Raw genomic sequence first — 25843 nt, forward strand, 5'->3', positions numbered from 1 at the left:
CCGCCGGAATCGGCGGGATCGCTTCTCCAGGAAGGAGTTCCGAACCATGAGCGCACCCACCCTGTCCGGACGCGACGCCTCCGAATCGACCACCGTGATGGCCGGGCTGCTGACCGAGTTGCGGTCGGTCACCGATACCGCGGGGCGGGCCGATCTGTCCCGCCGCCTCACCGCGGCCCGCGAGCGCATCGGGGATGCCCGGCTGCGGATCGTCGTCACCGGCGAATCGCGCAAGGGGCTCAGCTCGGTCGCCGACGCGCTGGTCGCGGCGGATGTCTGCCGGGCGGGCCGGCCCACCCGGGAGCCGACGGTGATCGAGCACGGCGAGCGGGTGACCCGGTCCGCCGGGCCGGACGGCGTGGTCGCCGCGGCCCCGTCCGATCTGCTGGCCGACGGGGTCGTGCTGATCGACACCCCGGGTGTCACCGGATCCGAATCGCGCGGCGCCGCGGCGACCTTGGCGCTGCTGCCGACGGCGGACGCGGTGCTGTTCGTGACCGATGCCGCGCGCGAGTTCACCGCAGCCGAGATCCGCTACCTGCAACAGATCCGGCAGGTGTGCCCGCTGGTAGCGTGCGTGATCAACAAGATCGACACCTATCCGCGCTGGGCCGACATCCAGAAGGCGGACCGCAAACACCTCACCGACGCCGGGCTGGATCTGCCGATCCTGCCGGTCTCGGCCCACTTGCACCGCACCGGCGTGCAACTCGACGATCCGGGCCTGATCATCGAGTCCGGCGTCCCACAGCTGACCGGGTTCATCCGGGACCACCTGCTGGCCCGCACCGACGCCGTCGCCCGCGAATCGGTGCTGCACGATGTCCGGGTGGTCTCGGATCAGGTTGCGCTGGTGCTGAATTCGGAACTGGCGAGCATTCAGGACCCGCGGCACGGCGCGGCGGTGCTGGCCGAACTGGAACAGGCCCGCGGGGCGGCCGCCGCCCTGCACGCCCGGACGGCCAACTGGCAGTATGTCCTCGGTGACGGCATCACCGAACTCAACGTGGCCGTCGAGCACGATCTGCGCAACCGGTTGCGCGCGCTGATTCGCGAATCGGAGCAGGACATCGCGAAATCCGATCCGGCCCGCCGCTGGGACGAGTTCCGCAGTCGGCTCGACGAGCGGATCGAGACCGAGGTCAGCGAGAATTTCGTGCTGGCACAGCGACTTTCGGTCGAGCTGACGGAGAAGGTGGCCCTGAGGTTCGCGGAGGAGGAGCGGTACGCCGCACCCCGGCTGCGGATCGACGGCACCGCCGGGGTGCTGTCCGGTTACGGCAATCTGGAACCGCTGGACAGCTCGAAGAACGGTGTGGCGCAACGGGCGGTCAGCGCCCTGCGCGGCTCCTACAGCGGCGTGCTGATGATCGGCGTGGCGACCACACTGGCCGGGCTGGCGCTGGTGAACCCGTGGTCGATCGCCGCCGGCGCCCTGCTCGGCGCGCACACCGTCTGGGAGGACCGCAAATCGCTGAAGTCGCGCCGCCGGGCCGAGGCGAAGATCGCGGTGGCCAGGCTGCTGGACGAGGTGTCGTTCCAGGTGGGGACGCAGTCCAAGCAGCGGTTGCGGGAGGTGCAGCGCACCCTGCGCGACCACTTCACCGAGGTGGCCGATCAGCGGTTGCGGTCCGCCGACGAGGCCATCGCCGCCGCCGGCCGCGCGGTCGACCGGCACGACGCCGACCGCCGCGACCGGGTGGCCACGATCCATTCGGATCTGCAACGGCTGCAAGGCATCCGGTCACGCACCGCCGCACTGTTCGAGGTGGAGGGCTGATGTCCGGGCCGGCCGGGGCGCAGCGGCTGGTGCGGGCCGCGCGCGCGGAGTACGGTCCCGGTGCGCCGGGCGCGACGGAACTGGCCGCCTGTGAGCGCCGGTTGCACGAGCCACTGCGGGTGGCGCTGGCGGGCACCCTGAAGGCGGGCAAGTCGACCCTGCTGAACGCCCTGGTCGGCGAGGAGATCGCCCCCTCGGACGCCACCGAGTGCACCCGGGTGGTCACCTGGTACCGGCGGGCCGACGCCCCGCGGGTGGAGGTGGTGGCCGACGAGCGGCGCCCACTTCCGGTGCGCCGCACCGACGGCCGGCTGACGCTGGATCTGGCCGGCATCGCCACCGATCGGGTGCGGCAGCTGGAGGTGGGCTGGCCGTCGGCCCTGCTCGGCGACTACACCGTCATCGACACCCCGGGCATGTCGTCGAACACTCCGGGCGTGTCCGAGCGCACCCGGCAGTTGCTGGCTCCCGACGACGGCATCTGTCCCGCCGATGTCGTCGTCTACCTGCTGCACACGGTGCACGACGACGATGTGGCGCTGCTGCGGCTGCTGCGGGAGCGGATGGCGGCGGGCACCGGTCCGCTGGGCGTGGTGGGCGTGTTGTCGCGCGCCGACGAGCTCGGCGGTGCGGACGATCCGGCGGATCCGCTGGCCGCCGCCCGCGCGGCGAGCGCCGCACTGGCCGCCGATCCCGCGCTGGCCGCCCTGCACACCCAGTTCCTGCCGGTCTCCGGTCGCCTGGCGGTGCGCGGACGAACCCTGCGCCAGCGGGAATTCCAAGCGTTGCAAGCATTGTCGGCGGTGCCCCCGGCGGATCTGGCGGCGGCACTGATTTCCACCGGCCGATTCACCGCACCCGAACGGGCACTGCCGGTCCCGGCGCCGGAGCGGGTCCGGCTGATCGAGGACTTCGGGGTGTCGGGAATCCGGTTCGCGGTGGCGATGATCCGCGCCGGCGTCGGCGACGCGGCGACCCTGGCGGAAAATCTCGTGCGCGCCGGTGGACTGACCGATCTGCAACACATCGTGGCGACCCGCTTCGGCGAACGCAACGAGCAGTTGAAAGCCCATGCGGCACTGCGCGGCCTGGACCGCGTCCTGCGCCGGTACCGGCGGCCCGGCACCGAGCAGCTGGCCCGCGAGGTCACCGCCCGCCTGGCCGACACCCACACCTTCACCGAATTACGCACGCTGGCAACTCTTCCCGGATCCCGGCTGACCCCGGCGGACCGGGACCGCGCCGCCGCACTGCTGGGCGACCACGGCATCTCCGCGCCGCGGCGCCTCGGCCTCGCCCCGGACGCACCACCGGCCGAGATCCACCGCACGGCGCTACGGGCCCTGCGGTATTGGCGCGACCGCGAAGCCGATCCCCGGCACGATCCGATCACCGCCGCGGCCTGCCGCGCCGCCGCACGCAGCGCCGAGGGGGTGATCGCGCGAACCCCGGCGCGATGAGCCACGCAGCGCCGCAACGGCATCGGCCGGACACGGGCTAGGATTCGATACATCATGGGCACCTACCGCTTCACCACGGACGACGGCGTCGAACTGGCCTGGCACGAAATCGGATCCGGCCGGCCGCTGATCCTGCTGCCGGGCTTCGGTGGCAGCAGCGTGCGCCTGCTCGAATACGGCCCGGCCGCGACGCTGGCCGCGCGGGGACATCGGGTGATCCTCCCGGACTTCCGCGGCAGTGGCGACAGTGCGGCGGTGCACGATTCCGCCGGATATCCTCCGGATGCGCTGGCCGACGACCAGTTCGCCCTGCTCGGACATCTCGGCCTCGGTGACGGCGACTACGACCTGGGCGGATATTCGCTCGGGGCCCGGATCGCGATCCGGATGCTGGCACGCGGAGCCACGCCACGCCGTGCGATCGCGGCCGGACAGGGGCTGGCCAAGGTGAGCGGCCCCCAGGGCGGCGGCGCGAATCAGCGCGTGCTCACCGCACTCGTCGCCGGAACCGCATTCGAACCGGATTCACCCGATGCCCGCACCGCCCGCATGATCACGATGGGCGGGGCGGATCCGCGCGCGCTGCTGGGCGTGTTGGGATCGCTGGTTCCCACCCCCGAAGCGGCCCTGGGGCAGATCACGGTCCCGGTACTCGTCGCGATCGGCGACCGGGACGAACGTGCCGACGCCGACGAATTGGCGGCGCTGCTGCCGAACGCCACCTTCGTCCGGGTACCGGGTGACCACGGCAGCGCCTTCGTCGCACCCGAACTCGCCACCGCGATCATCGAATTCCTGGCCGAGCCCTGATCTTTCGTTGACCGGCGGCCGGATCGATGGCGCCGGTGCGGCATCGAGCGGCGGACCGTGAACGGCATGGGCCGATCCGCGACGCCGCGATTTTGCCAACCGCATAGTTGGGATTCGACCAGCCGCCGAGCGGCTGCCGTTGACTTCACGACCGTCCGGTGATTCGATGTCAACCGTCTGTTTGGTTATTAGCGGCGGATGGACAACGTAGACGGCATCGTGGCCACCGGAGCCGGGCGGCTGCGGCACTCACGAAGGACGTGCCGATGAGCAAGAATACGACCGTGCCCGCGTGGCTGCGCGAGCGGGCGAATACCGATCCGGACCGGGATTTCGTTGCCTGCGGAGGGGATTGGCTCTCCGCCGGGCATGTGCGGAGGCGGGCCCGCAGCCTCGCGACCGGGTTGTATCGGTCCGGGGTCCGGCCGGGGGACCGGATCGCCTCGATCATGACCAACCGCCCCGAGACCTTCGACCTGTTCTTCGCGTGCGCGGAACTCGGCGCCGTGCACGTGCCGCTCAACGTGTATCTCAAGGGCGAATTCCTCCGCTACCAGCTCGTGGACGCCGCACCGTCGACGGTGGTCGCGGATGCGGCGGCGGTGACAGCGATCCGCGAGTTGGCGAGGGCACCGGAACTGTCGGGCGCACAACTGGTGACGCTCGACGACCCCGTTCCCGGGGCCACCGGATTCGAGGACCTCGTGATCGAGGCCGAACAGCTGTGGCCCGAGCCCACGCCCGAGGATCTGGCCTGCATCCTGTACACGTCGGGCACCACCGGAGCGCCCAAGGGCTGCATGGTCGACGCCGGATATCTGGTGAACATGTCGCGCGCCCATCTGCTGTACGGCTGGTTCGAGAGCACCGACACCTCCCTGTGCCCGCTGCCGCTCTACCACGGGTTCGCTATCAGCGCGCTGATGGACGCGCTGGTGGCCGGGTGCCGGGTCGGCTTCGACCCGGTGTTCAGCGCCTCCGGCCTGTTCGACCGGGCCCGTGCCCTCGGCGCGACCCAGATCTTCGGGGTCGGCGCGATGGCGACGGCGACCCTCGGCACCCCGGTGCGCGCCGACGACACCCACCACACCGTCGAACGGGCGGTGTTCATTCCGGCCGCACCCCAGGTGCAGCAGGAATTCGAGGACCGTTTCGGCTGCCGGGTGCTGTGCGAGGGCTACGGCCAGACCGAGGTCGTTCCGGCCACGATGGGCGCCTGGTCCCGCGACCGGCTGAAACCCAGTGCGGGCAGGGCGGTTCCGTGGCTCGACGTCCGCATCGTCGACGCCACCGACCGGTTGCTGCCGCCCGGCGAGAGCGGTGAGATCGTGGTGCGCCCGCTCGAACCGCACTCGCGGCGTCGGACCTCTACGGGCTGGGCGCGACATTGTTCACCGCATTGACCGGCCATGCGGCCTTCGCGCGGAGGGAGGGCGAATCCCTGGTCACGCAGTTCGTCCGGATCGGCGCCGAACCGGTGCCGGACCTGCGGGCCGACGGCGTCCCGGACACGTTGTGCGCCGCGATCGAGGCCGCGATGGAACAGCAACCCGCGGACCGGCCCGCCTCCGCGCGCACCTTCGCCGCGCGGTTACGCAACATCCAGTTCGCCTCCGGCCTGCCGGTGGACGCCCTGGTGTCGGATCTGCCGGCGGAACCCGCCGCCGCGCGCGCCGCCGGTACGACGGCGAAACGTTCCCGCGGGCATCGCGCCCTGGTCGCGACGCCCGCGACCCGGTTCCGGCCACCGACCTCGTCGCACCGCCTGGTACACCGTCCCCGGCTGCTGGAGACCCTGCGCGAGGGCCGGTCCCGCCGGTTGGTGCTGATCCACGCGCCACCCGGCTACGGCAAGAGCACGCTCGCCGCCCAGTGGGCCGCCGAACTGGCCGCCGAGGACATCCAGGTCGCCTGGCTGAGCCTGGTGCCCGACGACAACAACCTCACCTGGTACCTCACCCGCCTGGTCGAGGCGGTCCGCCGGATCCAGCCGCGGCTGGCGGGTGAACTCGCGCAGATCCTCGAGGACGGTTCCTGCGACGCGGCCCGCTACGTACTGACCACGCTCATCGACGAGATCCACGCCGGAGACCGGACCGTCGCGGTGGTCATCGACGACTGGCATCGCATCCACAGCCGCGAGGTCCGCGAGGCCATGCGCTTCCTGCTCGACAACGCCTGTCACCACCTCCGTCTCGTCGTCACCAGCCGCACCTCCACCGGACTGCCGCTGGCCGGCCTGCGCGTTCGCGACGAACTCGTCGAAATCGATGAAACCGCACTGCGATTCGACAATGTCGAGGCCGAGCGACTACTGCTCGACATCGGCGGGCTCGCACTCGATCACACCGATATCGACCACCTCCGCGACACCGCCGAAGGCTGGGTCGCGGCCCTGCAACTGGCTTCGCTGTCCGTGCGTGGCAAGACCGACCTCGCCGAGCACATCGATCGCATCTCCGGACACCACCACGCCATCGGCGACTATCTGATGGAGAACGTCGCCGACGACCTCGACCCGGAACTGCTCGACTTCCTCATGCGCACCGCCGTCACCGACACCACCTGCGCGGGCCTCGCCGGCGCACTGACCGGCCGTCGCGACGCCCAGGACCTGCTCGAGGACATCCGCCGCCGCGACCTGTTCCTCCGCAGCACCGACGACGATCTGCGCTGGTTCCGCTACCACAGCCTGTTCGCCGACTTCCTCCGCCACCGCCTGACCCGCGCCCGGCCCGGCCTCACCACCGAATTGCACGCCACCGCCGCGACCTGGTACGCCGAGCACGACATGCTCACCGAAGCCGTCGACCACGCCCTCGCCGCCGGCGATCCCGAACGGGCACTGCATCTCATCGTCGATCACGCGGATACCTACCTGGCCGACTGCCGGATGGCGTCCTTCCTGGCTCTGGCCGCGAAACTGCCACCGGCACTGGCTGATTCGGATCCGCAGCTGCAATTGAGCATGGCCTGGGCACAGCTGCCGACGTTGGGTACCGAGGCGGTCACGGCCGCGTGCCGGCGGATCGACGCGGTACTGGCCGCTCGCCCGCCGGACGACACCACCGCGAACATCGGATTCGAGACCGAGTTCGTGCGGGTCGGCCTGGAGACCTTGTCCGACCGCGCCGCCGACCCGTCGCCCGCGGCGCTGGCCTGGTTGCGGCAGCCGACCCGCCCGTTCGTCGCCGCCGTCGGGGCCGCCGCGGCGGGGATGTCGGCCCTGTACCGGTTCGATTTCGCGGAGGCCGGGCGGTGGCGCGACTGGGGGGCGCCGTATCGCGCCTCCGGCAGCCAGTTCCACATCGTATGCCTCGACATCATCGCCGCGATGGCCGCTTTCGAACAGCTCGACGTCGAAGCGGCCGAGACGATCCTGCGCGGCGCCCTGGACCTGGCGCTCGAATCCGGGTTCCGGCCACATGCCACGAGATTCGTCGTATCCGTGAAGCTCGCCGAATTGCTGTACCACACAGGGCAATTCGCAGAAGCCGACGAACTCCTGCCGAACTGCCCGGACATCGACACGGCGATCGTGGAGGACCTGATGGCCGCCTACGGCACCGCCGCCCGGCTGGCCGCCGTGCACGGTGACCGCTCCGCCGCCGAGCAGTTGCTCAATCAGGGACACCGTGTCGCACACGAACATTCGATGCCGCGCCTGTCCGCGCGCATGCTCGACGAACGCATCCGGCTCGGCCTGCCGATCACCCACGACGAGCAGCACCGGCTCGGACAGCTGGACCCCTACCACCGCCGGCCGGACCACATCACCGCCAACGCCACGGAACTCGCGCAGGATTCGGCCATCCGCACGCTGCTCGCGGAACGTACTCCCGCCGCCACCGCGCGAGCCATCGAACGCGCCGCGCGGATGTACGAGGAGATCGGCCGGCAACAACGCCCGCGCGCCCTGCTCCAGGCGCAATTACTGTACGGCTGCTGCCTGATCTCCGGCGGCCGCACCGCGGAGGCGATCGAGCAGATGGTCCCCGCCCTGTGCCGTTGCGCCGAACTCGGCCTGGCCCGCTTCGCCATCGACAGCAGCGGCCCCGCGATCGCGCCGGTCCTCGAAACCCTGCACGGCGCCCCGGAAGGGCCGGGCATCCCGCCCCGCCGCTTCCTGCGCCGCCTGCTCAACAACCTCGAATCCACCGAGAAGGCGCTGCGGTAGTACGGTTTTCGCTACCGGAGGTCACCCCGGTGGTTGACAGAAGCGGCGCAGCGCTGCGAGATCGTGGCCTGCATGAGGCGGCGGCTCGGCGCGGCAGCGGGCCCGCGGCACTCGAACCAGCGTGATCGGACGTGTCGCGGCGTATCGTCTGTGCAGCTCAGGGGCCCGGAGGCGACCTCGCACCCGGCCGGGGCCGGTCGAGTCGGATCTACGCTGTGGTCCCTCGGGCGAGCACGTCGAGACGACCACCCAGGTCTGTCCGATCTTGGACTGTCACTCGGACGGGCCCCGGAGCGGGGCACAGCAGACGTGGCTGGCGAGGATTCCCCTCGCCTGGCGCTCGTCGATGTTTCCGTGGGTCAGACGGCGGCCGCCTCGGGCAGTAGGGCGAGCAGTTGCCGGGTGTGGCTGGGGATTTCGATGTCGGCCAGGCCCTCGAACAGCCCGCGCAGCGGCACGACCGCATCGGTGAGCAGGGTGCCCGCGGAGAGCCCGAGGAGCGGGACGGGGCTGTCGAGTTCGGGATCGGACAGGGCGGGTCCGGCGAAGCCGCAGAGGATCTCGGCCTGACGGCGCAGGCGCTCACGCAGGCCGGAGAACCCGCCCGCCCACTCGGCCACGCGGTCGATGGTCCAGGTGTCGAGGGCGTGGCGGTTGTCGTAGGTGGTGTGTTCGCCCGCCGCGACCGCCGCCACCGCGGCGATGGTGCCCGCGGTGATGAGACAGACGTGCGCCAGGATCCGATCGGCATTCCATTCACCCGGCGGGGGCGTCCGGAGGTGGGTCGAATCGGCCACGGCGACAGCGGCTTCCAGGAGCGAGTCGTAGGCTTCGCGCAATGCGGTGGTGTCCAACATCAGGCGTGCGCCGCCGAGTCCATTTCCCACGGGGCCTGGGGGAGGACCTCGCCGGTTTCCAGCAGAGACTTGAGGTTGGCGACCACCGCTGGCCAGCCGCGCGAAATGCCTTGCAGCATTTGATCGTTCGGCAGATTCTCGTGGGTGACGGTGAGCCGGACGATGTCCCGGTAGGACTCGACCAGGAAGGTGACCACGGACGGCGAGCGGTCCTCCTCGGGGGAATCCTCGAAGGTGAGGACCAGCTTCGTCGGCGGTTCGGACTCGAGCACCGTGCCGACGACGTCGATCGTGCCGGAGCCGTCGGCGCGGCGGTGCTCCCAGGGCGAACCGGGCTGCCAGTCGGACACATTCTCGTGGAACCAGTACTGGGCGGTCAGGTCGGCGTCGGTCAGCGCCTTCCACACCTGCTCGGCGCCGGCGTGAATATAGGTGACGTAGACGTAGCTCGGCACCGTGGCGGTCATGGCGTACTCCTCTGCTTGGTTCTTGATGGCGCGCAGAACATCCAGCCGGGGGCGGTCGAACACGGAGATCCAGCGCTGTTCGATGTCGTGAATCGGTGTCGGATTGATGTAGTGCACCCGCTCGCGCCCGCGCCGCAGCACGGTCACCAGCCCGGCCCGCTCGAGAATGTCGAGATGCTGGGTCAACGACTGCCGGGCCATGTCGACCCGCTCGCACAGCTCCCGCAGCGTCTGGCCGTTGTGCTCCCGCAGCCGGTCCAGCACCAGTCGGCGGGTGCCGTCTGCCAGCGCCTTGAAAACCGCGTCCATCTCGGGTTCGGATTGCACGCCGGAAATTATGCAGGCATTTACCTGCATATGTCAACACGCAACGCCGCCGACCGGCGTATCGGCACGGCATGGCATGACGCTGCGCGACGAGCACCGGGAACACCGCGCCGTCGCCGTGACCGCCTTCGGCCGGTCGGGCGCAGCCATCAGCAGCTACCCCTTCCACGCAACATGGGCCATTTCATCGAGAACGTGGGTGACGAGCCGGTGCAGATGCTCGAGATGTTCCGGCCGGGGGCTACCGACAAGATCCGGCATGTGGACGATGCGGACGAGGTGGCGAATTCGCGGTCGTTGGTACAGTTCGTCGGGAACGAAGAGGTCGTTCGGGTGAGGAGGACCGACCCCGTGGGGAGTGTTTCGCCGGCCGCGCTGGTACCGCTGGTGCTGCTGGCCATCGGGTTCGTCGGATACTGCTGGTACGACCTGTCCCGGTCGCGGGTGAAGTACCTGCCGCGCTGGCTGTGGGCGGTGATCTGCTTGATCAGCATCCCGCTCGGCGGCATCGTGTACCTGCTGGTCGGACGGGACGGGGCCGCCGAGCGTGGCTGACCCTCGCCTCGAGGTATCGGGAGTGTCGGTGCGCTTCGGGGATTTCCGCGCGCTGGACGGGGTCGACTGGAGTGTCGAGGGCACCGGCGTCGTCGGGTTGATCGGGCTCAACGGCGCGGGCAAGAGCACGCTGATCCGGGTGGCGCTCGGCTTGCAGTCCGTCACCGCGGGCACGGTCGAGGTCCCGATCGGGCTGGCCGCGGTCGGATACTGCCCGGACACACCGGGTTTCGAGCCGTGGCTGACCGCACGGGAGGTGCTCGAACAGTCCAGGGCCATCGGGGCGGCCCGCCGTGATCGCGCGCGCGAACCGGTCGACGCCGTCCTCGCGACGGTGGGACTGGAACGCTCCGGGCACCGGCGCGTCGGCGGCTTCTCCCGGGGTATGTTGCAGCGCTTGGGAATCGCCGCGGCGCTGGTGCGCGATCCCGAGATGCTGATCCTCGACGAACCCACCAGCGCACTGGATCCCGAGGGCCGGGCCGCGGTGCTGGCCCTGATCCGGGACCTCGGCGAACGGATGACCGTGGTGTTCTCCAGTCACCTGCTCGCCGATGTCGAGGAACTCGCCGAGGGGCTGCTGGTGCTGCACCACGGGCGGGTCGTGTTCCAGGGCAGCGCCGCCGACTTCCGCGCCGCCCACGCGGGCGTGCCGATGCTGCGGATCGCGCTGACCGGCGGCCGGATCGTCGAATCCGCGCCGCCGCAGTGGGGCCCGGCACTGGCCGAGGTGTCCGCGCACAGTGCCGACATCGACGACATCCGCATCACGCGGCCCTCGCTCGGCGATGCGTTCTTCGCCGCCATCGGAGAAACGCCATGAACCGCATGCTGTTCCGGGTCGAGTACTATCGATGGCTGCGCACCCGGCGGCTGATCGCGCTGGTCGCGGCCTTCCTGATGTTCGGGTGCCTGTCGCTGTTCGGCGCGAGATACCTGCCCGAATTGATCGGCCACTCCGCGGAGATACAGCTGCTGCACACACCGGATTGGCGCGACGGGATCCAGCAGTACGTCAAGAACGCGGGCCTGCTGCTCTCCGCGGTCTCGCTGGTACTGGCCGCCCAATCCTGCGCCGTGCGCGGCACGGACCCGGTCGGCGTGTACTACCTCAGCCGCGAAACCTCCCCGGCACGACTGTATCTGCCGCGGCTGCTGGTCGCGGCCGCCGCTGTCGGGGTCGCGGCGCTGCTGGGAGCGGTGGTCGCGGCGTACGAATGCCGGGCACTGTTCGGCGCGTACCCGCTCGGCGCGGCGGCGAGTGTGCTTGCGGTGCAATGGATCGCAGTGGTGCTGTTCGCCGTGTTCGCCGCCGCGACGGCCGCGCGCACCGGTTCCACCGGGGCCGCGGCCGGCGCCGGCGCCGGGGTGTACGTGCTCGGCCTGCTCGCGGCGACCGTGCACGCGGTTCAGCCCTACCTGCCCACCACCGCATTGCAACCCGCCGTCGGCGACGCGGGCATCACGTTCACCGACGGGGTGAAATCTCTTGCCGCGCTGTTCGTTCTGACTGCCCTCGCACTGGGTGCAGCCCTGGCCCACCCGATTCGCACGATCCATTCGGCACGGTGACCGGGCATCCGATGGACCACGGTGCCGGATCTACTTGTCGGCCACCAGTTTTCCGGCCACGGCGTAGCGGTTGGCCGGATACTCCTCGATCCACACGTGGACGGCGTCGGCAGGGGTCCGGTAGGCGTCGACGAACGCGTCGGTGATCCGGCGGACCAGCTCCCGGGTGGCTTCCGGATCCTTCGGCAGTTGCTGGACGATGACGTTGGGCATTTCGAACTCCTCGGGTGTGATCCGCCGGCACTTCCGGCGGCGAACTCCAGTTCATCCGACATCGGGGCCCGGACCAATGGCCGATCGGGGTCGTACATCCATCATGATTCGTTATCGATCCGGCAGGCGGCCAGCAGCGCGGGCAGCAGCGCGGGCGGCGTGGCGCACCGCACCAGCAATGCCGTCGGCAACAGCAATCCGGGTGTGGTGAACGGCCGGAACACCACGCGCGAGTTGTGCACCTGCCGGGCATGGGCGGCGTAGACGACGGTCCAGCTGGTATCGGTGCCGATCATGGCGAGGGTGTCCGACAGCGCACCGTTCGCACCCGCGGGGACCGGCTCGAAACCGGCGTTCCGGCAGGCGTCGACGACGAGGTCCACCAGCGGCATGTTGTGGCGACGTTCGATGAGCCGCAACGGATACGGGGCCAGATCGGCGAGCCGGACCTCGTCACTTCCGGCCAGCGGATGCCGCGCCGACAACGCCGCATAGAGCGGGTCGTCCCAGAGCGGGATCCGGCGCAGCTGCGGGTGTTCCACCGGTCCGCGCACGAACGTGGCATCGAGCCCGCCCGCGAGCAGGCGATCGATCCGCGCCCGGGTCGATTCGGTGACCAGTTCCACGGTGACGGCGGGGGTGAGCCGTTCCAGTACCCGGTCCAGGTGATCGCCGATGCCGCTGCTGGTGCCGAGCCGGACGACGGTCGCGGGCACCAGATCGGCGACGACCGCACGGGCGCGATTCGCCGCGGCCAGGACCTCGCCCGCGGCGGGCAGGAAGCGCGTGCCCGCCTCGGTCAGCGTCACCCGCCGCGAGGTGCGCGCGAACAGATCGGCCCCGAGTTCCCGCTCCAGCCTGCGAACCTGCTGGCTCACCGCGGGCTGCACGATGTGCAACCGTTGCGCGGCCCGGCCGAAATGCAGTTCCTCGGCCACCGTGACGAAGTAGCTGAGCTGACGAAGTTCCACGCGCCCACGATAGGTGGCGGGAGCTACGCCGAGCGCAGGCCGCGGCAGACCACCTCGATGACCCGCGCGGGGTCGTCACCCTCGTAGGCCAGGCAACCCGCCGTCAACGCCTTGAGGTCCGCGAAGGTGACAGCGGCGTCGACCGCGCCGGCCCGCTGCGCCTCGGACAGCAGGCTGTGCAGCCGTTCGGAGACGTTCACATCCACCGCCGCCGCGGCGGCCTCGAGGTCGAATCCGCTGCCCGCCAGAGCTTCCGCCAGACCGCGATGGGCGGAGCCCTCGTGGATCAAGCGGGTGAACAGCGCGAAGAACGCGGTGGCGGGGTCGTTCTCGGCGGCCAGCCGGTCGGCGTGCCGGGCGAGTTCCCCCATGCGGTCGAGCAGCACTGCGGCATAGAGGGATTCCTTGGTCGGAAAGTGCCGACTGACCGTACCGGTGCCGACACCGGCCCGGCGCGCGATCTCGTGCACCGGCACCGACAGCCCCTCGGCCGCGAAAACGGCTGCGGCGGTGTGGAGCACGCGCTCGCGGTTGCGCCGGGCGTCGGCGCGCAACGGCCGATCCGCGGCTTCGTTCACAGACCTGCTCCTGTCCATTGACAAACGGGATGGCCGTCCCGGATCCTGGAAGCGGGACGGGCATCCCGATAATACGGGAGTCGTAGAGCACACGGCCCCAACCTGTTTGCATTCACTTCCCCAGCCATGGAGGACAGCGATCATCATGACCACACGCTGGACCGAGACCGACGTTCCCGATCAGGACGGCCGGACCGTCGTGATCACCGGGGCGAATTCCGGACTCGGTTTCGAGACCGCCCGGATATTCGCTCGGCACCACGCCCGCGTGGTGCTGGCCTGCCGGAACCCGGACCGGGCCGCCGCGGCGCGGGCCCGCATCCTGCACGAGACCCCCGCCGCGGCGGTGCACACCCTCACCCTCGACCTGAGCTCACAGGCTTCGATCCACCGCGCGGCCGAACAGCTGGACGAATATCCGCGCATCGATCTGCTGATCAACAACGCGGGCGCCCTGATCCGCCGCCATACGGTGACCGAGGACGGATTCGAGCAGACCCTGGCCACCAACCATCTCGGCGCATTCACTTTCACCGCCCTGGCACTGCCCCGATTGCTGGACACACCGGGATCACGCGTGGTGACCGTCAGCAGCGTCGGCCACAAGCGCGGCGTGATGAACTTCGACGACCTGCATTTCGCGGACGGCTACCGCGCCGCTCACGCCTACTTCCAATCGAAGCTGGCCAACCTGCTGTTCACCTACGAACTCCAGCGCCGGCTGACCGCCGCCGGCGCGCCGACGATCGCGGTGGCCGCCCATCCCGGCAATGCCCGCACCGCCTTCGGCGGCGACCGATTCCACATCCGGACCTTCACCCGCCCCCAACTGCGCATACTCACCTGGTGGCTGCTCCAGAACCCGGAACGAGCCGCGCTGCCGACGGTCCGCGCCGCGGTCGACCCCACGGCCACCGGCGGCGAGTACTACGGCCCCGACGGCAACAACGAATGGACCGGCTACCCGGTCCTGGTCGAGTCGATCCCCTCGTCCCACGACCCCGCGTCCCAGCGCCGCCTGTGGGCGGAATCGGAACGACTGACCGGAACGACCTACCCACTGACCGCCCCCGACCCGTCCACCCCCCGAACCCACTGAAACCGGTCAGGGGCGGGCTTCGGTCTCCGGGCCTGCGGCGCTCAATACTCTTGCGCCGCGGATGAAGACGTCGATACTGAAGTCCAGTTGGGAGCGGTCGTAGGTGTCGATCGGGTCGGCGCTGATCTTGGTCAGGTTCTCGTAGCGGCCGGGGTCGCGGCTGCGCAGTAGCTCGCGCAGGATGCGGGAGCGGGGGCGTTCGGCCTCCCGGGCGGCGCGCAGGGCGTCACGGGCGAAGGTGACGCCGACCGCGGTGAGCATCACCAGGGAGCGTTGTGCGACGGACCGGGTGAAACCGGCTTCGGCGAAGGCGGCAAGCAGGGTCTCGGTCGGCTCCAGGAATCTGGTCACGATCGGGTCCTCCAGGGGGAGGTACTCGATGAGTCCACCGGTGGCGATGAGACTGTCCGCCAGCCCGGTCGCGTAGGCGCGGCAGGCGTCCTCCCACCGGCCCTGGCCGGCGATCTCGACCGCGGCGAAGTTGGTCTCGAAGGTGTCCATGGCGACCAGGCGCCGGAGATTCTCCCGGTCGCCGACGTGGTGGCGCAGCGCCTTGGGGTCGACGCCGAGCCGATCGGCGACCGCTTGCATCGTGAACTCGTCGGGGCCGAGCGATCGCGCCGCCGACACGATCAGGTCGAGATCCAGTCCGGCCCGCTCGCCCGGAGTCCTGGCGTGGGGCCGGCGGGTATGAGCGGCGTCGCGAGCAGTGCCGCCGCCTTCACGAGTCATGGGAGGAAGCCTACTGTCGCGAGCGAATCCCCTCACGGCCACCGCCGGCACCGCGCCTGCGTGGCGCGGTGCCGGGCGGTGGCCGCTGTGCACTGCGAGATCAGCGGTCCGGCAACAGGATTCGCGTGGCCGGAATCACCCGGCGACCGCCGGTACCGGGCTGTTGTGATACGCCGCGATCAGCCACCGGTCGTCGCGCTTCTCGAGTACCCAGGTGGCGTTGACCTTGCGCAGGTCGTCGGGCACCTCGGTCTCACCCGCGAACAGGATGGCGGATTCGCTGACCACGATCGCGCCGTCGCGGCCGAGGAAGCGGATGCTGAGCGTCTTGTTGTAGGTCGAGCTGCCCTCCAGTGGGCCCGCGAAGGCGGCGGCCATGCTGCTGCGGATCACATCCCGGCTGTCGCGGAGCGAGCCGGGCATGATGGCGGTCGCGTCGGGGGTGTAGTCGGCGACCATACCGTCGGCGTCGCCGGCCGCCCAGGCCCGGTAGGACTGCGCCAGCACGGCCTCGATCGCGGCCTCGTCCTGGGCACGACTGTTCGACATCGGAATCTCCCTTGGGAACGGCTCGCCCGGACGTCCCCGGCGAACTCGGGAATACATACCGGCGGTGTGCCCGGAACTCATCGCGGCCGCGGCAGCAGCTGCCGGGGCGGCCTACTCACCCGGCCGGGGCGGTCCGTCCCGCGGCGTCGAGAGCCGTCGGCAGGCCGAAGGTTTCGAAGACCTCGGTGTCCTGGAACACCGAATTCCGGCTGATGCCCGTGGTGCGGACGGTGAAAATTTGCAGCGTGTGCAACCGGTAGCCGTCGCCGACGCGCTGGTAGGCGGCGAAGCCGGGCTGGCCGCCGTTGGCGGTGACCTCCCGCAGCAGCCAGTCCGTTCCGGCCGCCTCGAAGACCCAGGTCATGAACAGGCCGTAGTTGTCCCGGCCGGCGAACCAGTTCAGCATCGGCGGCATTTCCATGATCACGTCGTCGGTGAGCAGCCGCTTCAACCCCTCGACGTCGGCCCGTTCGAAGGCGCGCAGATAGCGCTCGATCCAGGCGCGCTGGTCGGCCGCGGCCGGCTCGTCGACCGGGGTCTGCCCGGCCCCGGCCGTCTTCAGGCGGGCGCGGGCCCGTTGCAGGGCACTGTTCACCGACGCGACGGTGGCGCCGAGGATCGCCGCGGTCTCCGCCGCGGAGAAGCCGAGCACGTCACGCAGGATCAGCGCGCCGCGTTCCCGCGCCGACAGATGTTGCAGCGCGGAGGCGAACGCCAGCCGCAGGCTGCCGCGGTCGATGACGGCCACCGCCGGATCGCCGGCATCCAGCAACGAATCCGGCACCGGCTGCAACCATGCGGCGTGTTCGCCCCGGACCAGCGGGCCGAGCGGATCGGAGGCGGCCACCAGCCCCGACGGCAGCGGCCGGCCGCCGCGCGCCTCCAGCGCGGTCAGGCAGGCGTTGGTGGCGATCCGATACAGCCAGGTCCGCACCGACGCGCGGGTCTCGTCGTACTGCTCGCGGGCCCGCCACGCCCGCAGGTACGTGTCCTGGACCAGATCCTCCGCGTCGTGCGCGGAGCCGAGCATGCGGTAGCAGTAGGCCAGCAGCTCCGGCCGGAACGGTTCGATCCGGCGATCGAAACCTTCTTCGGTCACCATCGCCGCCACCATACCAACGGTCACCACCGGGTTTTCCGGCGAAGTACAGTGTGTGCGGTGACCAGCGAGCACGTCGCCACTCACCGGCCGGCGGTGCACCGACCCGCGGCGCGCCGACGTTCCCACCGGGACCGGACGGGCTTCCGGTTCGATCCGGTTGACCAGAGCAAGGGTGACGATGACGGACACGACGGCGGCCGCGGTATCCACCGCGACGAAGCAGGCCGCCGACCAGGGCGAACTGCATCAATTGCTGGCCGGGCTGACGGCGGTCCGCGACGGCGATTTCGGCACGCGGCTGCCGACGGACGCGGACGGCCTGCTCGGCGAGATCGCGACGGTGTTCAACGGCATGGTGGACCAGTTGTCGCAGTTCACCTCCGAGGTCACCCGCGTCGCGCGCGAGGTGGGCTCCGAGGGACAGCTGGGCGGGCAGGCCGAGGTGCCCGGGGTCGGCGGCGTCTGGCGCGACCTCACCGATTCGGTGAATTTCATGGCGGGCAACCTGACCTCGCAGGTCCGCAACATCGCCCAGGTCACCACCGCGGTCGCGCAGGGCGATCTGACCCGCAAGATCGACGTCGACGCGCGCGGGGAGATCCTGGCGCTGAAGACCACCATCAACACCATGGTCGACCAGCTGTCCTCCTTCGCCGACGAGGTCACCCGCGTCTCCCGCGAGGTCGGCACCGAGGGCATGCTCGGCGGCCAGGCCGACGTGCAGGGCGTGTCCGGAACGTGGCGCGACCTCACCGAATCGGTCAACGTGATGGCGTCCAACCTGACCGGTCAGGTGCGCTCGATCGCCCAGGTCGCCACCGCGGTCGCGCGCGGCGATCTGACCCAGAACATCACCGTCGACGCGCGCGGGGAGATCCTCGAGCTCAAGAACACCATCAACACGATGGTCGACCAGCTGTCCTCCTTCGCCGACGAGGTCACCCGCGTCTCCCGTGAGGTCGGCACCGAGGGCCGCCTCGGCGGGCAGGCCGACGTCCAGGGCGTCTCGGGCACCTGGAAGGACCTCACCGAATCGGTCAACGTCATGGCCGACAACCTCACCGCGCAGGTCCGCTCGATCGCCCAGGTCACCACGGCCGTCGCGCGCGGCGACCTGACCCAGAAGATCCGGGTCGACGCGCGCGGGGAGATCCTGGAGCTCAAGGAGACCATCAACACGATGGTCGACCAGCTGTCCTCCTTCGCCGACGAGGTCACCCGCGTGGCACGCGAGGTCGGCACCGAGGGCAACCTGGGCGGCCAGGCCACGGTCCGCGGCGTCTCGGGCACCTGGAAGGACCTGACCGACAACGTCAACGTGATGGCGTCCAACCTGACCGGTCAGGTGCGCTCGATCGCTCAGGTCGCCACCGCGGTCGCGCGTGGCGACCTGAGCCAGAAGATCACCGTGGAGGCCGAGGGCGAGGTCGCGGCGCTGGCCTGGGTGATCAACACCATGGTCGACACGCTGTCGGCCTTCGCCGACGAGGTCACCCGCGTCGCCCGCGAGGTCGGCACCGAGGGCATCCTCGGCGGCCAGGCGCGCGTGCCGAACGTGGCCGGCACCTGGAAGGACCTCACCGACAACGTCAATTCCATGGCGAACAACCTGACCAATCAGGTCCGCAACATCGCCCAGGTCACCACCGCGGTCGCGCAGGGCGATCTGACCCGCAAGATCGACGTCGACGCGCGCGGGGAGATCCTGGCGCTGAAGACCACCATCAACACCATGGTCGACCAGCTCTCCGCGTTCGCCGCCGAGGTGACCCGCGTCGCGCGCGAGGTGGGCTCGGAGGGCCGCCTGGGCGGCCAGGCCGAGGTCGAGGGCGTGTCGGGCACCTGGAAGCGGTTGACCGAGAATGTGAACGAGCTGGCAGGCAACCTCACCCGGCAGGTCCGTGCCATCGCCGAGGTGACCAGTGCCGTCGCCGAGGGCGATCTGACCCGGTCCATCACCGTCGAGGCCTCCGGCGAGGTCTCGGAGCTGAAGGACAACATCAACGCGATGGTCGAGTCGCTGCGCGAGACCACCCGCGCCAACCGCGACCAGGACTGGCTGAAGACCAACCTCGCCCTCATCTCCGGCCTGATGCAGGGGCAGCGCGATCTGCACGTGGTGGCGGAGCTGATCATGGACGAGCTGGTGCCGCTGGTGTCGGCGCAGTTCGGCGCGTTCTACCTGGCCGACGACACCGCCGAGCGGCCGGAGCTGCGGCTGATCAGCTCCTACGGCAGTCCGGGCCAGCCGGTCGGCCGGTCCCGGTTCGCGTTCGGCGAATCGCTGGTCGGGCAGGCCGCGCGCAGCCGCCGCACGATCGCCGTGGACGACGTGCCCGGCGACTACCTGATCTCCTCCGGGCTGGGGCAGACCGTGGCCGCGAATCTGCTGGTGCTGCCGATCGTGGTGGAGGATCAGGTGCTGGGTGTGATCGAGCTGGCCTCGGTGCATCGCTTCACCCGCACCCACCACGATTTCCTGGACCAGTTGATGGAAACCGTCGGCGTCAACGTCAACACCATCGTCGCCAACGCGCGCACCGACGAACTGCTCGACGAATCGCAGCGCCTGGCCACCGAATTACAGGCCCGCTCCGAGGAATTGCAGGTGCAGCAGGAGGAGCTGCAACGGTCCAATGCCGAACTGGAGGAGAAGGCCGCGCTGCTGGCCACCCAGAACCGCGACATCGAGGCCAAGAATCTGGAGATCGAACAGGCCCGGCAGGAATTGGAGACCCGCGCCCAGGAACTCGCGCTGGCCTCCAAGTACAAATCGGAATTCCTCGCCAACATGAGCCACGAGCTGCGCACCCCGTTGAACAGCCTGCTGATTCTCGCGCAACTGCTGGCCCAGAACCCGACCCGCAACCTGACCCCGAAACAGGTGGAGTACGCGGGCATCATCCATTCGGCGGGCTCGGATCTGTTGCAGCTGATCAACGACATCCTCGATCTGTCCAAGGTCGAGGCGGGCAAGATGGACGTCACGCCCGAGGCCGTGTCGGTCCGCAAACTGGTGGACTACGTGGAGGCCACCTTCCGGCCGATGACCACGCAGAAGAGTCTCGGTTTCCGGGTCACCACCGCGCCCGGCCTGCCCGTCGAACTGCTCACCGACGATTCGCGATTGCAGCAGGTGCTGCGCAATCTGCTGTCGAATGCGGTGAAGTTCACCGAAACCGGTTCCGTGGAACTGCGTATCGAGCCCGCGGCGGCGGGTGAACTCCCCGCGGCCGCGCGCCGGCACGGCCCGGCCGTCGCGTTCCGGGTGATCGATACCGGCATCGGCATCGCCGAACATCAGCTGGATTCCATCTTCGGGGCGTTCCAGCAGGCCGACGGCACCACCAGCCGCAAATACGGGGGCACCGGGCTCGGGCTGTCGATCAGCCGGGAGATCGCCTATCTGCTCGGCGGCGCGATCACCGCGCACAGCACGCTGGGCACCGGCAGCACGTTCACCTTCTATCTGCCGGTGGCCCGCCCGGACTTCCACGAGGCGCCGCGCCAGGATCCGCAGCACTCGCCCGCCATCCGCACCGAGCACCCGGCCGCCGCGCCGGCGCCGCATCGCCGGTTGCTGGTGGTGGAGGAACGCCCGCAGGGCCTGCTGTCGCTGGTCGCGCAGAGCGCGGTGGCCGATCTGGCCGACAGCACCGATCCGCGGGGGCCGGTCCAGGTCGTCACCGCGATCGGCGTGCAGGAGGCGGCCGCGGCGATGGCCGAGGAGACGTTCCACTGCGTGGTCCTGGAATTGGATATGCCCGACCACGCCGCCCTGCGGTTGCTGGAGACGATGGACGGCGACGCCGCGGCCGGTACCGTCCCGGTGCTCGCCCACAACAACCGCCGGCTGGACGCCGAACGGGAACGCCTGCTGCACCGGCACGCGGCGGGCCGTCCGCTGGAACTGCTGTCCAGCCTGGACGAACTGCGCGAACGGATCGCCCTGCACGTGACCGCCGAGGCGCCCGGTGACGTGCTGCCGCTGGTGCGCGGCGAGGAGACGCCGCCGGCCGCGCCGCAGCGGCCCGACGGCAGGCTCACCGGCCGGACCGTGCTGATCGTCGACGACGATGCCCGGAACCTGTTCGCGCTCAGTAGCATTCTCGAACTCCAGGGCGTGACGGTGCTGCACGCCGAGAACGGCCGCGAGGGCATCGACGCCCTGCTCGCGCACCAGGAGACCGATCTGGTCCTGATGGACGTCATGATGCCGGAGATGGACGGCTACACCGCGACGGCGAAGATCCGCTCGATGCCGCAGTACGAGGGCCTGCCGATCATCGCGGTGACCGCCAAGGCCATGCTGGGCGACCGGGAGAAGAGCCTGGCCTCCGGCGCCAACGACTACGTCACCAAGCCGGTCGACGCGGAGGCGCTGCTCGCCTGCATCCGGCAGTGGCTGGGCGTGCGATGACCGCCGCGGACGACGCGCCGGCGCTCGCACCCCCGGACCGCGACCGGTCCGGGCAGCCCGCGGTCACCCGGCTCGCGGCCACCGTCGAGCGGCTGCGCGCCGAGATCCAGCGGGCGCAGGCCACCGCCGACGGCCGCGCGCTGCTGGAGATGGCCAAGGGGGTGCTGATCGAGCGGCTGCACTGCGGGCCCGCGCACGCCGCGCGGCAACTCGAGGAGCTGGCCGCCCGCTCCGGGGTCAGCCCGCTGGAGCTGGCCGCCGAACTGGTCGACCGCACCGCGCAGGACGAACTCAGCGCGCTGGTGGACGAATTCCTTGTGCGCACAGCCACTCCCGGACGGTCGGCCACGGCCGTGCAGTTGCGGACCGCCGAGAGCGGGCTGCTCGCGGCAGGTGACGCTCATCGCGTCGCCCGATCGGTGCTCGAACACGCGGTGGCGCCGCTGGGCGCGACCGCGGTGGCGCTGTGGTCCGCGGGCAGCGACGCCTCGCTGACCCTGGCCGGATACGCCGGGATCGACGCCCACGAGGCCGAACGCTGGCGCTACGTGCCCCCGGGCGTGGTGACCCCGGCGCGGCAGGCGCTGGCCGAACGCCAGGCGCAGTGGATCGAGGATCTGCGGGCCTCCGGCCTGCCGTCGATCGGTGATCGCGAGGGCGCCCGCGCGGCCATCCCCGCGGGCACCGGCGGCAAGCTGATCGGTGTGCTGGAGGTGTGCTGGCCGCAGCCGCTGGCCACCCAGCCGCCGCGCGTGCGCCGCCAGCTGGAGGCGCTGGCGGAGCTGTGCGCGCACACCCTGGAACCGGATCCCGCCCCCCGCAACACACCGGACCGCCCCGATCTCGCCGATCTGGTGCGGCTGGCCGACGGGCTGTTCGATCCCGCGCTGGTGCTGGTGCCGCGCCTCGGCGACGACGGCATCACGGATTTCCGCATCCACCACGTCAATCGGTGCTTCGTCGACCCGGCGGGCCGGCCGGGCGGCCTGATCCAGGGCGCGACGCTGTTCGAGGCGTACCCGCTGGCCGCGGGCGAGGGCCGACTGTTCGAACAGGCCGAGCACGTCTTCGCCACCGGCGAGACCTACCGCGCCGAGCGGGTGCTGCTGACCGAACTGGTCGACCAGGTGCCGCTGACCGTGTCGGCCGCCCTCAGCATCGGCCGCCACGGCGACACCCTGCTGATGGTGTGGCGTATCGAGGACGAGACCGCCCGGCTGGCCGCGCTGCTGCAACACGCGCAGCGCCTGGGCCGCGTCGGCGGGTTCGAGGAGAACGCGGTCACCGGCGGCATCACCTGGAACAGCCAGCTCTACCTGTTGTACGGGCTGGCCCCGACCGCGGATCCGATTCCGTTGGCGCAGTTGCCCGGTCACGTCCACGCCGACGACGTGGAGGCGGTGCGGCGGCTGTTGCGGACGCTGCTGCGCTACCGCCGCCCGGCCGCCACCGCGTTCCGGCTGGTCCGGCCCGGCGGCGAGACGCGGCACCTGCGGATCGTCGCCGAACCGATCGTCGACGACGACGGCCATCTGCTCGGCGTGCGCGGCGCCTATCAGGACATCTCGGCACAGCACTGGACCGAGGCGGCGCTGTCGGTCAGCCAGGATCGCCTCGCGCACACCGAACAGCACGCCGCCGAGCAGAGCCGGCTGGCCCGGCAACTCCAGCAGGCGATCATGCCCGCCGCGACCCCGGCCATCGATGCCTTCGGGCTGCGCATCGCGGTCCGGTATCAGCCGACCGAGCAGGACCACATGGTCGGCGGTGACTGGTACGACGCGATCGTGTTGCCCTCCAAGCAGATTCTGATCTCCGTGGGCGACATCACCGGCCACGGCCTCGAGGCGGCCACCGGCATGATCGTGCTGCGCAACGCGCTGCGCGGCCTCGCCGCCACCGGCGCCGGGCCGGGACAGATGCTGACCTGGTTGAACTCGGTGACCCGCTCGCTGACCGATCACATCCTCGCCACCGCCGTCTGCTGCCTCTACGATCCGCTGACGCGGGTGCTGCGCTGGGCGCGCGCGGGCCATCTGCCGCCGATCCTGATCCGCGACGGCACCGCCGTCACCCTGCCCGCCCTGGACGGGATGCTGCTGGGCGCGGTGGAGGAGGCCCGCTACGAGGAGGCCGAACTCCAGCTGTACTCCGACGACATCCTGCTGCTCTACACCGACGGCCTGATCGAGCGCCGCGACCGCCCGCTCGACGAGTGTGTAGCCAACCTGCTGACCGCGTCGACCCGGTTCACCGGCACCCTCGACGATCGTCTGGACCATCTGCTCGACAACAGCGACGCCAATGCCGACGACGACACCTGCGTGGTCGGCATCCAGGTGGGTCTCGGCGACAGCCCGCCGCGCTGAACCGGTCCCGTCGGCGGCCGGGGCGACAAACGACCGACCGCTGGGTATCGCTCGGTCGGCACACCTGAAGGTCGCCGTCGACGCACAGCGGGAGAACCTCTGTCGGGAGGTGCCGTAGGAGCACCATCCTCCCCGGGACTCTCTCAGGCCCAGTACCGCTGCGTCCCACACCGACGGCACGACCTTCACGGCGACGGCGGCGGACGGGCGGGAGCCTACGTCGCGACCCGGAAGCCCCTGAGTACCAGCCACATCCCGAGCGCGAACTCCCACAGGGCGATCGGCAGTGCGGCGAGTCCGGCGAGGGCGGTGCCCTGGGCGTAGACGCCGCCGAAGATCGCGAGGTCGGAAGCGAGCAGCAGGGGGGCGGCGCACAGTCCGATCAGCGGGATGATCCGCGGCACCAGGCCCGAGCGGTACAGCACGGCGCCCAGGAACAGCGCGTTGATGACGGGCATCAGGCTCTGCCCGAGCAGGAACGTCTCGTCGTGGATCGCCCACAGCGCCCGGCCCGCCGCGACCAGCGCGGCCGAATCCGTTGCGGCGCCGGGTCCGTCGTGCCGCAGCGCGACGACCGCGAGCACTCCGACGACGCCTGCCAGGATCAGGCCCGCCTCCAGCAGCCGGGAGCACACGAAACCGATTGCGGCCGTGACGCTGTGCCGCCGGGTCGCCGGGAACAGCGCCACCGCGGTGCCCGCGCAGGCGAGGGCCAGCACCACCTCCAGCAGCGCACCCCACCGCACACTCGCGGAATTGCCCACGCCGAGCACGAAATCCGCGTGTTCCCGCACCGGCGCGTAGAGCCGGAGCGTGGGGATCGAGGTGACGAAGGTGACGAGGTACAGCGCGCCGGCGGCGAAGGCGCTGCGCCGCATGGTGTTCCCGGCCGGTGACGGTGTCTCTGCGAGTGCGGTGGTACCCATGGCGAACTCTCCCGGACATGAGGTGTACGACGTACACCCTCGATGCGTGACTACGCTAGGTGTACAGTGTCCACCTGTCAAGACGGCGCGGTACCCGAGCGCCGTCCGCTGCGACGGAGAGGTCCGGCTTGGTCCCGCGAGCATCCACCCCCGCCGAGGGTCAGGCCGGCCGCCGCACCCCGCTCAATCGCGATCGGGTGCTGCGCGCGGCGGTGGAACTGGCCGACGAGGCCGGTGTCGAGGCGGTGAGCATGCGGCGGCTGGCGCAGCAACTGGGCGTGGTGCCGATGGCGTTGTACAAGCACGTCGCCGACAAGGAGGAACTGCTCGACGGCATGGTCGATCTCGTGGTCGCCGAGTTCACCGCCCCCGATCCGGCGCTGGACTGGAAACCCGGTGTGCGGCACCACATCCTGTCGGCACGGCACGCGGTGCTCCGGCATCCCTGGGCCCGGCGGGTGATCGAGTCCCGCACGCGCCGCACGCCTGCCGTGCTCGGCTACATGGATGCGGTGGCCGGCGCCTTCCATCGCGGCGGCTTCTCCGCGGACCTGACCCATCACGTGATGCACGCACTCGGCAATCGCATCTGGGGATTCAGCCCCGAACTGTTCGACGAATCCGGCAACGAACCCGCGCCGCCACCCGATCCGGCGATGGTGGCCGAATTCGCACAACGCTATCCGAACATCCTGGCCATCGCGGCGGCCGCGACCGGCGGCGACCTCTCCGGGGCCGGGCAGGGCTGCGACGAGCAGTTCGAGTTCGAATTCGCCCTGGATCTGGTGCTCGACGGTGCCGAGCGGCTGCATCGCCGGGGCTGGCACTCGCGCACGCGGCGGTGAACCGGGCCGGTCACTCGTCCCGGGCGTGACCGGC

At 70.4% G+C, this 25843-nt stretch carries 21 protein-coding genes and 1 riboswitch; of the genes, 12 read left to right on the top strand and 9 right to left on the bottom strand.

From position 1 onward, the window contains the following. Positions 1-46: 46 nt before the first annotated feature. The 5 genes from LBW94_RS43220 (at position 47) to LBW94_RS43240 (ending at position 8227) form a co-directional block, all read left to right on the top strand. The gene (locus LBW94_RS43220) at positions 47-1780 is read left to right on the top strand and encodes a dynamin family protein (protein ID WP_225060199.1); all 1734 of its coding nucleotides are present in this window, start codon (positions 47-49) and stop codon (positions 1778-1780) included. Continuing rightward, complete coding sequence (locus tag LBW94_RS43225; protein WP_225060198.1) at positions 1780-3240, top strand: dynamin family protein; 1461 nt, start codon at positions 1780-1782, stop codon at positions 3238-3240. The genes LBW94_RS43220 and LBW94_RS43225 overlap by 1 nt, the downstream gene beginning before the upstream one ends. Positions 3241-3294: 54 nt before the next feature. After that, on the top strand, positions 3295-4050 hold the full coding sequence (locus LBW94_RS43230) for an alpha/beta fold hydrolase (RefSeq protein ID WP_225060197.1): 756 nt from the start codon (positions 3295-3297) through the stop codon (positions 4048-4050). A gap of 266 nt (positions 4051-4316) precedes the next feature. Then, complete coding sequence (locus LBW94_RS43235) at positions 4317-5453, top strand: class I adenylate-forming enzyme family protein (protein WP_225060196.1); 1137 nt, start codon at positions 4317-4319, stop codon at positions 5451-5453. Continuing rightward, the gene (locus LBW94_RS43240) at positions 5450-8227 is read left to right on the top strand and encodes an AAA family ATPase (RefSeq protein WP_225060195.1); all 2778 of its coding nucleotides are present in this window, start codon (positions 5450-5452) and stop codon (positions 8225-8227) included. Before LBW94_RS43235 ends, LBW94_RS43240 begins: the two co-directional genes overlap by 4 nt. 359 nt (positions 8228-8586) lie before the next feature. On the opposite strand, the gene LBW94_RS43245 is transcribed toward LBW94_RS43240, so the two are convergent. Together LBW94_RS43245 and LBW94_RS43250 are read right to left on the bottom strand one after the other, a co-directional pair. Then, positions 8587-9084, bottom strand: coding sequence for a hypothetical protein (locus LBW94_RS43245; RefSeq protein ID WP_225060194.1), 498 nt, complete (start codon positions 9082-9084; stop codon positions 8587-8589). Next, a complete protein-coding gene (locus LBW94_RS43250) occupies positions 9084-9860 on the bottom strand; it encodes an ArsR/SmtB family transcription factor (protein ID WP_225060233.1) in 777 nt (258 codons plus the stop codon). The genes LBW94_RS43245 and LBW94_RS43250 overlap by 1 nt, the downstream gene beginning before the upstream one ends. A gap of 192 nt (positions 9861-10052) precedes the next feature. Between LBW94_RS43250 and LBW94_RS43255 the strand changes: the two genes are divergently transcribed. Genes LBW94_RS43255 through LBW94_RS43265 form a run of 3 tightly spaced genes read left to right on the top strand, consistent with a single transcriptional unit; the run spans position 10053 to position 12005 of the window. Then, positions 10053-10433 (top strand): PLD nuclease N-terminal domain-containing protein, encoded by a 381-nt coding sequence (locus LBW94_RS43255; protein WP_225060193.1) that lies wholly within the window; start codon positions 10053-10055, stop codon positions 10431-10433. 22 nt (positions 10434-10455) lie between these two features. Next, positions 10456-11256: an ABC transporter ATP-binding protein gene (locus tag LBW94_RS43260; RefSeq protein ID WP_225060192.1), complete on the top strand. Its 801-nt coding sequence runs from the start codon at positions 10456-10458 to the stop codon at positions 11254-11256. Continuing rightward, positions 11253-12005: a hypothetical protein gene (locus LBW94_RS43265; RefSeq protein WP_225060191.1), complete on the top strand. Its 753-nt coding sequence runs from the start codon at positions 11253-11255 to the stop codon at positions 12003-12005. Before LBW94_RS43260 ends, LBW94_RS43265 begins: the two co-directional genes overlap by 4 nt. A 30-nt stretch (positions 12006-12035) precedes the next feature. Here LBW94_RS43265 and LBW94_RS43270 read toward each other — a convergent pair whose 3' ends face one another. The 3 genes from LBW94_RS43270 to LBW94_RS43280 all read right to left on the bottom strand — a co-directional run bounded on the left by LBW94_RS43270 (position 12036) and on the right by LBW94_RS43280 (position 13767). Continuing rightward, positions 12036-12218: a tautomerase family protein gene (locus LBW94_RS43270; protein ID WP_225060190.1), complete on the bottom strand. Its 183-nt coding sequence runs from the start codon at positions 12216-12218 to the stop codon at positions 12036-12038. 101 nt (positions 12219-12319) lie between these two features. Next, the gene (locus tag LBW94_RS43275) at positions 12320-13189 is read right to left on the bottom strand and encodes a LysR family transcriptional regulator (protein ID WP_225060189.1); all 870 of its coding nucleotides are present in this window, start codon (positions 13187-13189) and stop codon (positions 12320-12322) included. A gap of 23 nt (positions 13190-13212) precedes the next feature. Continuing rightward, a complete protein-coding gene (locus tag LBW94_RS43280; RefSeq protein ID WP_225060188.1) occupies positions 13213-13767 on the bottom strand; it encodes a TetR/AcrR family transcriptional regulator in 555 nt (184 codons plus the stop codon). 145 nt (positions 13768-13912) lie between these two features. Here LBW94_RS43280 and LBW94_RS43285 point away from each other — a divergent pair, with 145 nt between their 5' ends. Beyond that, positions 13913-14866, top strand: a complete 954-nt coding sequence (locus tag LBW94_RS43285; RefSeq protein WP_225060187.1) for an oxidoreductase — start codon at positions 13913-13915, stop codon at positions 14864-14866. Positions 14867-14872: 6 nt separating this feature from the next. Here the strand turns inward: LBW94_RS43285 and LBW94_RS43290 are convergent, their stop codons facing one another. The 3 genes from LBW94_RS43290 to LBW94_RS43300 all read right to left on the bottom strand — a co-directional run bounded on the left by LBW94_RS43290 (position 14873) and on the right by LBW94_RS43300 (position 17249). Further along, entirely contained in the window at positions 14873-15598 is a 726-nt protein-coding gene (locus LBW94_RS43290) for a hypothetical protein (RefSeq protein WP_225060186.1), read from the bottom strand. A 135-nt stretch (positions 15599-15733) separates the two neighbouring features. After that, positions 15734-16147, bottom strand: a complete 414-nt coding sequence (locus LBW94_RS43295) for an SgcJ/EcaC family oxidoreductase (protein ID WP_225060185.1) — start codon at positions 16145-16147, stop codon at positions 15734-15736. A gap of 115 nt (positions 16148-16262) precedes the next feature. Beyond that, a complete protein-coding gene (locus tag LBW94_RS43300; RefSeq protein WP_225060184.1) occupies positions 16263-17249 on the bottom strand; it encodes a sigma-70 family RNA polymerase sigma factor in 987 nt (328 codons plus the stop codon). A gap of 178 nt (positions 17250-17427) precedes the next feature. Between LBW94_RS43300 and LBW94_RS43305 the strand changes: the two genes are divergently transcribed. Both LBW94_RS43305 and LBW94_RS43310 read left to right on the top strand, forming a co-directional pair. Continuing rightward, positions 17428-21669, top strand: a complete 4242-nt coding sequence (locus LBW94_RS43305) for a HAMP domain-containing protein (RefSeq protein WP_225060183.1) — start codon at positions 17428-17430, stop codon at positions 21667-21669. Next, positions 21666-24038, top strand: coding sequence for a SpoIIE family protein phosphatase (locus LBW94_RS43310; RefSeq protein ID WP_225060182.1), 2373 nt, complete (start codon positions 21666-21668; stop codon positions 24036-24038). The genes LBW94_RS43305 and LBW94_RS43310 overlap by 4 nt, the downstream gene beginning before the upstream one ends. Positions 24039-24116: 78 nt before the next feature. Next, a riboswitch (glycine riboswitch) is annotated at positions 24117-24206 on the top strand. Between the two features lie 47 nt (positions 24207-24253). On the opposite strand, the gene LBW94_RS43315 is transcribed toward LBW94_RS43310, so the two are convergent. Then, the gene (locus tag LBW94_RS43315) at positions 24254-24964 is read right to left on the bottom strand and encodes a DUF4386 domain-containing protein (RefSeq protein WP_225060181.1); all 711 of its coding nucleotides are present in this window, start codon (positions 24962-24964) and stop codon (positions 24254-24256) included. 128 nt (positions 24965-25092) lie between these two features. Here LBW94_RS43315 and LBW94_RS43320 point away from each other — a divergent pair, with 128 nt between their 5' ends. Then, on the top strand, positions 25093-25809 hold the full coding sequence (locus LBW94_RS43320) for a TetR/AcrR family transcriptional regulator (protein WP_225060180.1): 717 nt from the start codon (positions 25093-25095) through the stop codon (positions 25807-25809). The last annotated feature ends 34 nt before the right edge of the window (positions 25810-25843 follow it).

The organism is Nocardia sp. alder85J (assembly GCF_020176955.2).
Taxonomy (GTDB): domain Bacteria; phylum Actinomycetota; class Actinomycetes; order Mycobacteriales; family Mycobacteriaceae; genus Nocardia.

Coding starts and splice junctions, on each gene's coding strand:
- LBW94_RS43270 (WP_225060190.1), bottom strand. CDS start 12,218: ATGCCCAACGTCATCGTCCAGCAACTGCCGAAGGATCCGGAAGCCACC.
- LBW94_RS43295 (WP_225060185.1), bottom strand. CDS start 16,147: ATGTCGAACAGTCGTGCCCAGGACGAGGCCGCGATCGAGGCCGTGCTG.
- LBW94_RS43250 (WP_225060233.1), bottom strand. CDS start 9,860: ATGGACGCGGTTTTCAAGGCGCTGGCAGACGGCACCCGCCGACTGGTG.
- LBW94_RS43220 (WP_225060199.1), top strand. CDS start 47: ATGAGCGCACCCACCCTGTCCGGACGCGACGCCTCCGAATCGACCACC.
- LBW94_RS43255 (WP_225060193.1), top strand. CDS start 10,053: ATGGGCCATTTCATCGAGAACGTGGGTGACGAGCCGGTGCAGATGCTC.
- LBW94_RS43300 (WP_225060184.1), bottom strand. CDS start 17,249: ATGGTGACCGAAGAAGGTTTCGATCGCCGGATCGAACCGTTCCGGCCG.
- LBW94_RS43265 (WP_225060191.1), top strand. CDS start 11,253: ATGAACCGCATGCTGTTCCGGGTCGAGTACTATCGATGGCTGCGCACC.
- LBW94_RS43235 (WP_225060196.1), top strand. CDS start 4,317: ATGAGCAAGAATACGACCGTGCCCGCGTGGCTGCGCGAGCGGGCGAAT.
- LBW94_RS43290 (WP_225060186.1), bottom strand. CDS start 15,598: ATGACTCGTGAAGGCGGCGGCACTGCTCGCGACGCCGCTCATACCCGC.
- LBW94_RS43310 (WP_225060182.1), top strand. CDS start 21,666: ATGACCGCCGCGGACGACGCGCCGGCGCTCGCACCCCCGGACCGCGAC.
- LBW94_RS43225 (WP_225060198.1), top strand. CDS start 1,780: ATGTCCGGGCCGGCCGGGGCGCAGCGGCTGGTGCGGGCCGCGCGCGCG.
- LBW94_RS43230 (WP_225060197.1), top strand. CDS start 3,295: ATGGGCACCTACCGCTTCACCACGGACGACGGCGTCGAACTGGCCTGG.
- LBW94_RS43245 (WP_225060194.1), bottom strand. CDS start 9,084: ATGTTGGACACCACCGCATTGCGCGAAGCCTACGACTCGCTCCTGGAA.
- LBW94_RS43305 (WP_225060183.1), top strand. CDS start 17,428: ATGACGGACACGACGGCGGCCGCGGTATCCACCGCGACGAAGCAGGCC.
- LBW94_RS43285 (WP_225060187.1), top strand. CDS start 13,913: ATGACCACACGCTGGACCGAGACCGACGTTCCCGATCAGGACGGCCGG.
- LBW94_RS43315 (WP_225060181.1), bottom strand. CDS start 24,964: ATGGGTACCACCGCACTCGCAGAGACACCGTCACCGGCCGGGAACACC.